At 71.1% G+C, this 12806-nt stretch carries 8 protein-coding genes and 1 pseudogene; 4 read left to right on the forward strand and 5 right to left on the reverse strand.

Annotated elements, in window-relative coordinates:
• Positions 1-2 precede the first annotated feature (2 nt).
• The 3 genes from ABT063_RS12050 to ABT063_RS12060 all read right to left on the reverse strand — a co-directional run bounded on the left by ABT063_RS12050 (position 3) and on the right by ABT063_RS12060 (position 3378).
• On the reverse strand, positions 3-845 hold the full coding sequence (locus ABT063_RS12050; protein WP_351057143.1) for a class I SAM-dependent methyltransferase: 843 nt from the start codon (positions 843-845) through the stop codon (positions 3-5).
• Between the two features lie 149 nt (positions 846-994).
• Positions 995-2731, reverse strand: coding sequence for a S8 family serine peptidase (locus tag ABT063_RS12055; RefSeq protein ID WP_351057144.1), 1737 nt, complete (start codon positions 2729-2731; stop codon positions 995-997).
• Positions 2732-2859: 128 nt separating this feature from the next.
• A complete protein-coding gene (locus ABT063_RS12060; RefSeq protein ID WP_351057145.1) occupies positions 2860-3378 on the reverse strand; it encodes a hypothetical protein in 519 nt (172 codons plus the stop codon).
• Positions 3379-3533: 155 nt separating this feature from the next.
• Here ABT063_RS12060 and ABT063_RS12065 point away from each other — a divergent pair.
• The 4 genes and pseudogenes from ABT063_RS12065 to ABT063_RS12080 form a co-directional block, all read left to right on the forward strand.
• A pseudogene (locus ABT063_RS12065) lies at positions 3534-3914 on the forward strand (class I SAM-dependent methyltransferase); the annotation flags it as partial.
• 109 nt (positions 3915-4023) lie between these two features.
• Positions 4024-4146, forward strand: a complete 123-nt coding sequence (locus ABT063_RS12070) for a hypothetical protein (protein ID WP_351057304.1) — start codon at positions 4024-4026, stop codon at positions 4144-4146.
• 214 nt (positions 4147-4360) lie between these two features.
• Positions 4361-6769: a UvrD-helicase domain-containing protein gene (locus ABT063_RS12075; protein ID WP_351057146.1), complete on the forward strand. Its 2409-nt coding sequence runs from the start codon at positions 4361-4363 to the stop codon at positions 6767-6769.
• A 218-nt stretch (positions 6770-6987) separates the two neighbouring features.
• Complete coding sequence (locus ABT063_RS12080) at positions 6988-8190, forward strand: right-handed parallel beta-helix repeat-containing protein (RefSeq protein WP_351057147.1); 1203 nt, start codon at positions 6988-6990, stop codon at positions 8188-8190.
• Between the two features lie 72 nt (positions 8191-8262).
• Here the strand turns inward: ABT063_RS12080 and ABT063_RS12085 are convergent, their stop codons facing one another.
• Entirely contained in the window at positions 8263-10608 is a 2346-nt protein-coding gene (locus ABT063_RS12085; protein ID WP_351057148.1) for a FlgD immunoglobulin-like domain containing protein, read from the reverse strand.
• Positions 10609-10960: 352 nt separating this feature from the next.
• Complete coding sequence (locus ABT063_RS12090) at positions 10961-12706, reverse strand: copper resistance CopC/CopD family protein (protein WP_351057149.1); 1746 nt, start codon at positions 12704-12706, stop codon at positions 10961-10963.
• Positions 12707-12806: the final 100 nt, after the last annotated feature.

A 12806-nucleotide genomic window follows, 5' to 3' on the forward strand; every position in this document is an offset into this window, starting at 1 on the left:
GCTCAAGCCAACCGAACCAAGTTCAGCCGGTAATCCTCAACCTGCGGCAGCCGCAGCTCCACCATCCTCGCGATCATCTCCCGGTGCTCCGCCGGCAAACCGTCGTGCACCTCGGCGGGCAGGGTCGTGAAGGTGTGCGAGGCGAGCAGGCGGTTGCCCGGGCGCCAGTCCTCCAGGAGCCGCGGGTCCGGGCAGTTCCAGCGGATCCGTGCCTCCACCTTGCTGAGCGCGTCGTGGCTGTCCTGGGTGTCGACCATGCCGGGACCCGTCGTGTCGAGGGCGAGCAAGGCGCCGGGGAAGCGCTCGGCGAGCAGATCGACGGCGCGGCGCACGTCCTGCTCGGGGAGGTAGGGCAGCACCGCCTCGGCGGCCAGGAAGTACGGGCCGCCCGTGGTCAGCGGCGCGGCGGTCCAGGCGTCGTCCAGGACCGACGCGGCGAGCATGTGGCGGCGCGGGGTGTCGGCGAAGAAGGTCCGCCGCAGCGCAATGACGTCGGGCAGGTCGAGCTCGAACCAGTGGGCGCGGCCGTTGTCGACGCGCTCGTAACGGGTGTTGAGCCCGGTGCCGATCTCCACCACCGTGGCGTCCGGGTGCTCGGCCAGGAAGGCGCGCACCCAGTGGTCGAAGAGGTTCGTGCGCAGCACCGAGCCGGCCAGGCTCGGCCCGCCGTCGAAGCGGGCGAAGTCGTAGTCGATCGCGGCCACCATCGCCTCGGCCGCCGGATCGCGCAGTACAGGCTCGGGCTTACGGCTCTCCACGGCGCGGCCGTAGAGCGGGATCAGGAGCGTCTCCTGGACGGTGCCCAGGTGTACGGAGCCCGACGGCTTCCGCTTCGGTACGGCCATGGGTTCCTCCTGAGGGTGAGTGGGCCCAGGCGTGCATACCGACAGGCTAGCCTTAATGGTTGTCGTTTTCACATGGATTCATATAGACGTGCGCAGCGAGCGGCGCCCGTCCCTTCAGGGACGTGCGCCGCTCGGTGAGCTTGCTGTACCTAACCGGCCATGGACGGAGCGTGGGGCGAGAGGGCCGGAGCCAGCTGCACTCCGGGGGCCAGGCCCAGGGCGACCAGAGCGTCGGGCAGGCCGCGACCGACCCGTGCCGCCTCCGCGGTACCCGGAACGGCCAACGGGCGGCAGCTGGCGGCGATGATGTTGAACAGGCGCTCCACCCGACCCGGTCCACGCGGCAGCAACTGGCCGTGGAAGTCCTCGTGGTGGGCGAGAACGAGGGCGGCGAGGCCGGCGACATGGGCCGAGGCCGTGCCGGTGCCGTCGAGGGCCGCGTATCCGCCTCGTGGGGCGCACGACAGCACCGCCACACCGGGAGCGGCCGCGTCCACCCCGGGGCCGTAGCAACTGAACGGCGCGGCGAACAGCCCTTCCGGCGTCAGCTGCACGCCCAGATGGGTGGCCTGGGACGTGTCCGGCGGGTAGGAGCCGAAGACTCCCAGCGCGCCCACGGTGAACACGGTGGGCAGCGAGCCGGGGAAGGCGACCGGGCCGTTCGTGTCACCCGCGGGGGCGAAGCAGGCGATGCCCACCGCACTGGCATCGGCCAGCTTGCGGGAGACCAGGGCCGACGAGTACGGGACCGCTACGGCGATGTGGGTGACGTCGACGTCGTGCTCGATGCAGTGATCCAGCGCGGCGATCAGGTCGCTGAAGCAGCCGTTCGGCAGTACCTGACAGACCTCCATCTCGGCGTCGACCGCGATGCCGATGAGACCCATGCCGGTGTCCGCCCCGGCGATGATGCCCGCCGCATGGGTGCCGGTGCCCACCTTGTCCTGGTCCCAGCCCAGTTCCGCGCCACGGCCGAGACCCGTCCCGGAGCGCACCCGTTCCTTCAGATCGGGGTGTTCGGCGGAGACACCCGAACCGATGACCGCGATCTTGACCCCGAAGGCACGGAACGTGGGGGGCAGCCGGTCGAGGCGCATGGCCTGCTGCCCCCACCCGTACTGCTGCCTCTCGTCCAGTCCCGGGGACACCTTGGCCAGCGGTGTGAGGGTGACCAGGTTCTGCCTGGTCACCGACAGGTCCGGGCGATGGATCCAGCGGTCCAGGTAGCGGCCCACGGGCCGGACGTACAGGGACTGAACGGACTCGACGGTCTCCGTGGCCAGGGAGACGGTGACCGTCCCGTCGTTCGCGGTGATGCCCTGGCCCGGCCATGACGAACCGATCAGGAAAACGCCCGCGCCGGCCAGCGGTTCGCCGTCCGGACCGCACACCCGCAGCGAGATCTCAACAGGTTCGTCCAGCGGCACGACCAGCCCCGGATCGCGCAGCGGCAGGACCCCCGCGCCCGCCGTGGGGGTGGGGCCGGTTCCGGACAGGGGCAGGTCCGGTTCGATGTGTACGTGCAGCGATCGCATCGCCGGTACCTGCGACTCGGCCGCTTCGACGACCGCGATTTCCGGGCAGGAGGGGTGCAGCCCGGCCGATTGGAGCTTCTCCGACGGCTGGAGCCTGCGGGTCACCTTGACCTCGGGCATCCGGTCCAGCCGGTCACACACCGCGTCCATGCCGAGTGCGGGCACTCCCGGTGGGAGCAGATGCTGTGGCAGCGGTGTCACCATGTACCGCTCGCGGCGCGGTTGCACCGAGTGGGGTGACTTCGCGCCTTTCTCCTGCGGCTTCGCTTGCCTGCCCTCGGGTTCGGGCCCGCCCGCGCCCCCGCCCTCCGCCCCGCTCGCGCGGCTGTTTCCGGGCCTTTCCTTGACCATCACGTCCACCTTCACCACGCCTACGTCGAATGTGCATCTGATCCGGCGACGGGGCGGCTCACGCTTTCACGGTGATGCGGTGTGCCCGGCCGACTGCTCCGGGCACACCGCATCGCGCCGCCCTCAGGTCAGCCGATACCGAAGGGCTGACCCATCTGACCGAAGCCGCCAGGCTGCTGGGACTGCTGGCCGAACGGCTGCTGGCCGAACGGCTGCTGGCCGTACGACTGCTGGCCGAACCCGCCGCCCCACGGCTGCTGGCCCTGCTGGCCCTGCTGACCCTGCTGGCCCTGCTGGCCCTGCTGGCCCTGCTGGCCCTGCTGGCTCTGCTGGAGCAGCGTCACGATCGCCGTCGGCAGCGCCTGCTGCACGGACTGCTCCACGGCGTGCCGGATGCCGGAGTGCAGCGCGCGGTGCAGCGCGATAGCGAGGTACGGGTCCGCCTGCTGCGGGGAGATGCCCTGCTGCTGGACCTGCTGACGGACCTGCTGGATCTGCTGGGCCGTCTGCTGCACCTGCTGGGCGACCTGCTGGGCCGTCTGCTGGCACGCCTGCTGGACGGCCTGCTGGACCACCTGGGCGATCTGCTGCGGGCCGGCCTGCTGGCCGACCTGCTGCTGGGGTTGGGTACCGGTCATCACCGACATGAATGCTCCATTTCGCTGCCACCAAAGGGGAGACCGGCATCAGAAGGATGTCGGTCTTGTCGTGTAATCCGACATTCGTGACGCTAAGTCGGTGCTGGCTCACTCGCAATCGGACGTCCCGCTCCTGGCGGCCGATCGGGTCACATGGCTGCCCGATGGCCCGGCCTCGTCCGAACGGTGGTCACGCCGCCGAGCGAGTGACGTCATCGGCAGCCGGCCCTCATGTCGAACAGGTCTGCCAGGTCTGCCAGGTCTGCCGCGCCTGGGCAGGGTCCGCCCGCACGACCTTCAACTTCAATGACCACTACCACCCGCTTCTGCCGAGGCAGGTGCCACAGGGGGCGCGGACGGCGCTGGACGTCGGGTGCGGGACGGGCCGGTTCGCGCGGCTGCTCGCGGGGCAGGGGCTGGACGTGGAGGGGGTGGACGCCAATGCGGACGTCGTCGATGCGGCGCGAGCGGCCGGCGGCGGCCCCCGGTTCCGCCGGGCCGACGTGCGGGAGGAGCAACTGCCCGACTCGCACTACGACTTCATCTCGTGCATCGCCGGCCTCCACCACATGCCGTTCGATACGGTGCTGACTCTGCGGAAGGCCCTCGCTGCTGAGCAGGCGCCGCCCCGCACCGGGCGTCCAGGTGCCGATCGTGTGGCCGCCCCCGCTGTCGTACGCCGAAACCCGCGCCGGAGCCGGGCGGCGGCTGCCCGGCTCCGCCTTGCGCCGCCTGGTGTTCTGGCGGTATCTGCTGGTGCACCGGGAGCAAGCCTGATGGTCGCTCCCCCGGCGCGCGACGCTCCGCCGCATCGTCGGAGTTCCACCCGGCCAACTGCACGGACCGGGCCCCGCCACCGGTGGTGCGGGCCGGCCTTGGCCTCGTACGACTCCCCTGGCTACCGAACGTAAGGACGTATTGACGTCTGGTCACACGAAAGGGCACTCTGCGGCTGCGGTACATGAAGCCGCATTGCCCAGAGAGGACTTCTGTGGCCCTTGAGCCGACCCAAGAGCAGCAGGCCGCCCGCGAGTTGTTCGTCTCCGGCCAGGACCTGGCCCTGGTCGCCGGAGCCGGGACGGGCAAGACCTCCACGCTGATCCTGATGGGTTCCGCCACCCGCAAGCGCGGGCTGTACGTGGCGTTCAACCGATCCATCGCCGACGACGCCCGCAGACGTTTCGGGCCGAACGTGGAATGCCGCACCGCGCACTCCCTCGCGTTCAGGGCGGTGGGCCACCGCTACCGGGCCCGCCTGAACGCCTCCGCACGCATCCCCGCCAAGCACACCGCGCAGATGCTGGGCATCGCCCGCGACCTGGTGGTCAACTCCCGCCGGATCAAGGTCGGACACCAGGCCCGCCTGGTGATGGGCATGATCCGCAAGTTCTGCTACTCCACCGACCGGCAGGTCATGGCCCGCCACATGGAGTGGCTCAACGGTCTCGACGACCAGGCTCAGGAGTACGTCGCCCGCACCCTGCTGCCGTACGCGCACCGGGCCTGGGACGACATCTGCTCCAGCAACGGCAAGCTGCGGTTCGAACACGACCACTACATGAAGCTGTGGGCGATGACCGAACCCGTGCTGCCGGCCGACTTCATCCTGCTCGACGAGGCCCAGGACACCAACCCCGTACTGGAGGAGATCTTCCTCGCCCAGCAGGCCCAACGCATATGTGTCGGCGACCCCGCCCAGCAGATCTACGGCTGGCGCAACGCCCGGGACGTCATGACCGGCTTCCCCGCCGAACACCTCCACCTCACGCAGTCGTTCCGCTTCGGCGCGGCCATCGCCAAGGTGGCCAACCGATGGCTCAAGCACGCCGAGTCCGAGATGCAGTTGACCGGCCACGGCACCGGCACCTCCCGCATCGGCGCGGTGGCGCACCCGGACGCGGTGCTGTGCCGGGGCAATTCCGACGCCATGCAAGAGGTCCTGGCGTTCCTGGAGTCGGGCGTCCCGGTGGCGCTGACCGGCGGAGGCAGCGCGCTGCACCGCATCGCGCAGGCCGCGATGGAGCTGAAGGCGGGCCGGCGCACCAGCCATCCCGAGCTGTTCCTGTTCAACTCCTGGGGCGAGGTGCAGGACTACGCCGAGCACGACAAGGCAGCCCAGGACCTCCGGGCCATCGTGAAGCTGGTCGACACCTACGGTCCCGACCAGATCATCGCCGCGGTGGACCGGCTCTCCTCCGAGGAGGACGCACGGGTCACCGTGTCGACGGCGCACAAGGCCAAGGGCCGGGAGTGGGCCACCGTCCGGATCAGCAAGGGGTTCCAGGCCCCGATCGTCGATGACGACGGCCTGCAGCGTCCGCTGATCCCGAGCGAGGCCCGCCTGATCTACGTCGCCGTCACCCGAGCCCGCCACCAGCTGGACACCGAGGGCATCGCCTGGATCGACGCGTACGAGACCGCGATGGCCGGCGCGGGCCGCGACGGCACCGTCGCCGGGCGGCCGATGATCGAGCTCAGTCTGACCGGACAACTGAAGTACGAATCCTCACCCGTCACGCAGTTCATGACGCACCGTCTCCCCCACCACCAGAACCTGGTGCGCGACTATCTGACCCGCATCGCTCGCCTCCCGCGCCCCGTCCAGCCCATCGAGGTGCAGCATCCGAACTGGTCGGCGCTCGGCCACGCCGTCGACTACCGGCTGCGCCTGTCGCTCGGCGGGCGACTCGGGCCGGCCGTGACCGCCGGTGTCCAGGCCCTCGACGGCACCCATCCCCTCCCCGGGGCACCCGGGCCGGAGAGCCGCAAGGCCCTCCACGCGGCCGGCCGGCAGCTCCTGGCCACGGTCGACGCCTGCCTCGCGGCCCCCGGAAGCCTGGGCGGGCACGCACTCACCCGCCTGTGCTTCGTCGCCGGCTTCTTCGAGGACATCGCCCGCACCGGCCAGATCCGCCGCTTCAGCATGCTGGCGCCCGCGACCCCTGCCACCACCCTCGACGATCTGACCGCCGCGGTCCCGGCGTACGTCCTCGACGACATCCACCAGCAGATGGCTCTCGCCGAGGTCCCCTTCGCCCCGCTCCGCGCCCTCGCGCCCCGACACCGCGTCTGCGGACCGGTGTTCACCGGCAGCACCGACATCGGCGGAGCCGACGCCGACTACATCCTCGACGGCCTCCTGCTGGACTGCAAAGCCACCAAAGAGCCTCGCCGCCTGGGACGCGAGGAGATCTACCAGCTCGCCGGCTACCTGCTCCTCGACTACGACGACGCCTTCGGCATCGACCACGTCGGCCTGTACCTGTCCCGCCAGGGCGGCCTGGTCACGTGGAGGGCGGACGAGTTCCTCCGACGGCTCGGCGGCAACGCCCCGCTGCCCCGACTGCGCCAGGAATTCCGCCGGCACCTGCGCGATGCCGGCCGGCGTCGGAGGCCGTGACGCGAGGTCGGCCACCCCGCCGATTGCAGACCGACAGCGGCCTCGACCTGATCAAGCGGAGGCTTGCTCCTCCAACGGTGCGTCACGCGGGGTTCACACATACGAACAAGAATCACGTACACGTCTATTGACGTGCTCATAGCAAGAGCTCTAGCTTCCTCCAGAAAGCGCTTTCCCGTCACCCCGTGCACGACCCGCACGCACTCTGGAGACGAACCATGCGCCCCAAACCCGTCACCCTGTCCACCGGCCTCTCCGCCCTCCTGGCCGGATTCCTCGTCCTGTCATCCGCAGGCGCCGCGGAGGCCGGCAGTCAGTTACAGGCCACCGACCTATACGTGGCGACCAACGGCAATGACAGCAACGCGGGGACGCTCGCGGCCCCGTTGAAGACGATCCAGCGGGCCGTGGACCTGGCGCAGGCGGGGACCACCATCCAGGTCCGGGGCGGGACGTACGCACCGAGCAAGAACCTTCAGCTGCTCAAGAGCGGCACGGCGAGCCAGCCCATCACCCTGCGCAACCACAACGGCGAGCGCGTGGTCATCGACGGCGAGAACATGCCGTACACCCCGGGGGCGGTGGGCTCGAGCATCCCCCGTCCCGAGCGCGGTGCCGTCCACATCGAGGGGGAGTACTGGCGGCTCGTCGGCCTGGAGATCGTGCACGGTCCCTACGGCGTGTTCGGCCTGGACACCAGCCACAATCTCTTCGACCGCCTCGTCACCCGGGACAACTACGAGTCCGGGTTCCACCTCCAGGGCGCCTCGAGCAACAACCAGATCCTGAACCTGGACAGTTACGGCAACCGCGACCCGCGCAAGAACGGCGAGAGCGCCGACGGCCTGGCCATCAAGGAGGGCTCCGGCAGCGGCAACGTGCTACGCGGCGCCCGGCTGTGGAACAACGCCGACGACGGCCTGGACTTCTGGATGTTCGACAACTCGCCGATCCTCGTGGAGAACACCCTCGCCTGGGGCAATGGGTTCAACCGGTGGAACCTGCCCGACTACCAGGGCGACGGCAACGGGTTCAAGATGGGCGGCAACGGTGTGGCGGCGAACCACACCGTGCGGGGCAGCATGGCGTGGGACAACTCCGCCGGCGGCTTCGTCGACAACAACAACCCCGGCAAGATGAAGATCGAACGCTGCACCGCGTGGGACAACCCGAAGACCGGGTTCAACTTCAACCGGTCCTCCAGCACGCTGACGAAGAACCTCGCGGTGGCCAACGGCACCAACGTCTCGCTGGGCTCGACCTCCACCGGCAGCGGCAACTCCTGGAACCTCGGGGGCACCTGGTCGTTCGTCAGCACCAACGCGGGCACGATCACCGGTCCGCGGGCGGCCGACGGCTCCATCCCGGCCTCCACCTTCCTGCGTCCGAGCAATGGCGCGGACGTCGGGGCACGGTTCTGAGCGGCCGGCCCGAGGACGAACGATCCCCAGCCCGGCGGAGAAATCCGCCGGGCTGGGGATCAGTGACCGCCGTCAGGAGCCGTCGGTGACCGTGAAGGTCCCGGTCTCGGCGAACGCCGCGCCGGTGCCGTCCTCCGGCGCCGCCGTGAGCTGCCAGGTGTACGTGCCGGCGACCACGCGCGTGCCGTCGGCGAGCGTGCCGTCCCAGCGGGCCGTCAGGGCGGCGCCGAGGGCGGTGACGTCGAGCGTGCGCACGATCTTCTTCTTGTCCTTGATCACCAGCTGGGCGTCGGCCGCCGGCTTGGACAGCTGCCACACCGGGTTCCAGGTGGCGTCGGCCGTCCGGGCGTAGACGGTGTCCACCGAGGTGGCGGTCGCGGTGAGGGGCTCGGTGGGGACGCCGGTGGGGACGACGTGCGCCGTCCCGGACGCGTCCAGCCAGGCCACGCCGCCGCCGAACTTGTCCACGTCGTAGTTCTTCCAGTTGGAGACCGCGGGCAGGTCCGTCAGCGTCCGGGGCGCGACCGCCGTACCCGTGTGGAAGTCGGTGAGCCGCAGCTTGGCCGCGGTCGTGTCGTGGTTGACGACGAAGCCGTCGCCGAGCTCGCCGCGCTCGGGCAGGGTGATGTGCGCGCCGGTCTTCAGGTCGTACACGCCGAACGGGGTGGACTCGTCGCCGCCGACGACGTCCCGGCCCAGGCAGTCCCAGTACACCCAGCGTCCGACGGTCCGGATGTCCCGGATCACGCAGGAGGCGCCCACGGAGTACGAGGTGACCGTGCCGGACGCCAGGTCGCGTGCCTCGATCTGTCCCCCCGTACCGTCCGTGGTCCACAGCTTGGAGCCCCACAGCGCCGCCGCCGGGGTGCTGAGCCGCTGCACCACCGCCCCGCCGCCGGACGCCTCGAAGTCGACGACCGCCCGCTCGTCGCCGCTGCCGTACACCGCGTACCGCCCGGCGGCGTCGCGCAGACCGCGGCCGGAGGTCGACGGGGTGGCGCGGTCGAAGGGCACGACCTCGGTGCGGGCGCCGGCCGCGGTGGCACGGACGAGGACGTTCCGCTGGGTCGCCTCGTCGTACCGGACATGCACGACGGACCCGTCCCCGCCGCCCAGCGGCCGGCCGTAACTGTCACCGGCGGGAGCGGTGGTGACCTGGGAGCGCTCGCCCGCCGACGGCGTCCCGGTGAGCGTCACCTTCCGCGTCTGGTAGGCGGGGCGCGGCGCGCTGTCCTCCTCCTTGGTGACCAACTGGCCGCCGGAGAGCGCGATCCCGCGCACCACGGCCTTTGTGCCGGGCACCTCGGAGAGCGTGCGCAGCGTCAGACCGCCGTCCGCCGCGACCTCGATCCGGCGCACCGCCCAGTCACCGGCGCCCGCGCCGCCGACCGTGATCGCCCCGCCGCCGGGAATCTGGGCCAGGTCGCCCTGGGCGGCGGCGAGCAGGGTGACCGGCGATCCGCCGCCGAACGGGGTGGCCTTGAGCGGGCTGCCCTGACGCAGCGGAGGGTTCTGCACGGTGGAGGGCTTGAGCCGCTCGCTCGTGAGCAGCCAGTCGCCGGCCAGTCCGACGACGGTGGTGCCCTCGTCGGAGGTCGGTACGGCCACGGAGGTCTGCGCCCCGGTGGGGTCGTCGCGGCGGACCACCCGGGCCTGGCTCATGCCCGCCTGGTACCAGGCGATGTGGGTGGGGGAGACGGCCGCCTGGATGTTCCAGGACTCGTCGACGGCGACGCGGGAGGAGACGGGGGTGAGTGCGCCCGTGGCCAGGTCGAGGATCCCGAGCGTGCGCCCGTGGATGAACCGCACGGCGGCCACCTGCCCGTCGCCGGCCACGACCGGGTACCGGTCGAACCGCTCCCCCTCCGGCGGGTCGACCGGCGTGTCGACGGTCACGCCGTCCTGGACGCGCAGGATGTGCAGCTTGTCCGCCTGCCACACCTCGTTGAAGGAGATCGTCAGCACGGTCGTCCCGAACGAGCCGACGGTGGACTGCCCTTCCGGCACGGTGAGCGACGTCGACTCCCCGGTCGCCGGGTCCCGCAGCCGCACGACCCCGCTCACGCCGATGGGCACGGGCAGGATGTCCGTGCCGGCGCCGTAGTAGCCCTGCTGGTCCGGCAGTGTGCCGGTGAAGTTCTCGACGGTCCGCTCGGTGCCGTCGTAACCGCGCCACTGATACGACGGCGTGGAGCCGTCGGTCGTTTCCCGTCTGTGCAGGTAGCCGTTGTCTCCGGCCGCATACAGTACGTCCTCCACCGGCTCGAATCCGGCCGGGGCCGTCAGCACGAGCTCCGCCGAGGCGGTGTCCGCGGCATGGGCGACCGGGGGTACCGCGATGACCGGTACGGCGGCGACCGTGAGGACGAGGGCGAGACGGCGGGCAAAATCGGGCGTGAGTTCGAATTTGAGGTCCACGTGGATCCCAGCGCACTGGGGGGCTGGAACGTCACAGTTGGTCAACCGGGGCGCAGCGGGCATGAGTTACCCGGCGGCCGGGCTGTGACGCGCAGCGATGGATGGCCATGCGCGGCGACAGTTGGGTCCCAGTCGCCTCGCGAAGATCCTCGAGGTGGGGCTGCGCATGCGCTACGTCGTTGCCCCGCGCGTCATCGGGTACCCCCCGCCGGATGTCGAGCCGGTCCCCGAGGAGGTCGGATGGGGCGGCGTGGCCCTCGGAGAGGTCACGGTGGACGCGTTCGTCATCGATCTGAAGCAGGGGGACGTCCCGTGCCGCTGGCACCTGAGCGCCGGACACCCAGCCCCCGCCCTAGCCGATCCGCACCTTCCGCGACTCGCTCACCTGGTCGATCTCCGACACCCGGACCGTCACCTTCATCGTCCACTCGCCGGCGATGGGCAGGTTGAGCGCGCTCGTCCCCCAGTAGCCGCCCTGGTCGGTCAGTTCGGCGTCGATCGGGCCGATGTCCTGGGCCGGGAGCGTGAAGGAGAGGCGGATTTCGGGGACGGTGGACAGCAGGCCCTCGGAGTCGAAGACCACGGCCTGGACCGAGTTGTCGCCGGTGCGGCCGGGGTCGAGGGTGATCTGCACCTTGCCGTGGCCGCCGGGCGTGCCGACGTCGAAGGGGACGGTGGTGACGGACGCGGCGGGCAGCCCCGTCGCCGGGGTCGATGTCGCCGCCTCGGCCGCAGCGCGGCCGGGGAGCGTGCCGGTGAGCACCGTCGTGATCACCAACACCACGACACCGACGCCGACTTCGGCCAGCACGGAACGGCGCAGGCCGCGGCGGTAGGGGTCGTTCACGGAGGGGGCGGTCGGCTCCTCCGGCGGCAGCGGCGGGCCACCCACCGGCTCCGGCACCCGTTCCCGTACGACCGCCTCGGCGTTCACGGTGTCCTCCGTCACCAGCCGTGCCGTCCACGCCCGCGAGAGCCACGCCGCCGCCAGCACCACCACCACCGCGGCCAGCTTGGCGAGCAGGAGCTTGCCGTACGAGGTGTCGGTGAACGCGGTCCAGGAGCCGAGGCCGCGCCAGGACTGGTAGACGCCGGTGACGACGAGGACGCTCACGCAGGCGAAGGCGAGCCGGGAGAAGCGGGCGACCACGTCGGCGGGCATGACCGCGGACGACCGGTACAGCGTGGTGAGCAGGGCCATGAGGCCGCCGAGCCACGCCGCCATCGCCAGGACGTGCAGCACGGAGGAGGTCATCGCCACCGGCACCTGGATCCCGGCGGACGCGTGCTCTCCGGCGGCCCAGGTCAGCGCCAGGCCGACGGCGAGCGCACCGCCCGCCGCGGACCAGGTGCGCGACCACGCCCCCCGCCCCAGCAGTCGTACGAGGAGGACGGCCGCCACCGGCAGCAGCGCCAGCCGGACCAGCAGCACCAGGCCCGGGCGGCCGGTCAGGGTGTCGCCGAGGGCCGAGGCGTCGAAGGCGGTCGCCGGGCCGGTGCCCGTCTCGTAGGGGGCGCGCAGCAACAACAGCAGCAGCGTCGATCCGAGCAGCGTCCACCAGCCCGCCCACAGGGACCTGCGCAGCGGGCCGGTGTCCGGCGGGCGGCAGACGGTCACGAAGACGGCCGTGCCGATGAGCAGGGCGGCGGCGAGGTAGGCGAGGTAGCGGGCGATGTTGTAGAGGCTGGCGGTCGCCGGGTCCTCGACCGGGCCGGTGTCGACGGCCGGCGGCGTCGGGGAGGGTTTGCCGACGGAGAAGGTGAAGGCGCCCCCGACGGGGTGGCTGTCGGCCGACACCACCCGCCAGGCCACCACGTAGGTGCCCTCGGCGAGCTCGTCGGGCAGGGTCACCCGGGCCGTGTCGGAACCGTCCGGGCCGTGCTGCGCCTTGCCGAGGTCCAGCCGCCGGTTGTCGGGGTCCAGGATCCGGAAGGAGTCCTTGACCAGGCTGACGGACTCGGTGAAGGTCAGGGTGACGTGGCGGGGGGCCGACTTGAGGACGGTTCCGTCCTCAGGGTCGGTGGAGCGAAGGGCGGCGTGGGCCGACGCCGGTCCCGCGCCGCCGAGGAGCAGGACCAGCAGGGTGCCCAGCAGCACCAGCCCTTGAAGTCGCCGGTGTCCGCGTCGTCGACCTGCGCTGCGCTCAACATCACACCCCACGTCAGTTCTCTCCGCCTTGGGACTCGCCGCCTTCCGC

Origin of the sequence: Streptomyces sp. NPDC002838 (assembly GCF_040295365.1) — a bacterium.
Classification (GTDB): Bacteria; Actinomycetota; Actinomycetes; order Streptomycetales; family Streptomycetaceae; genus Streptomyces.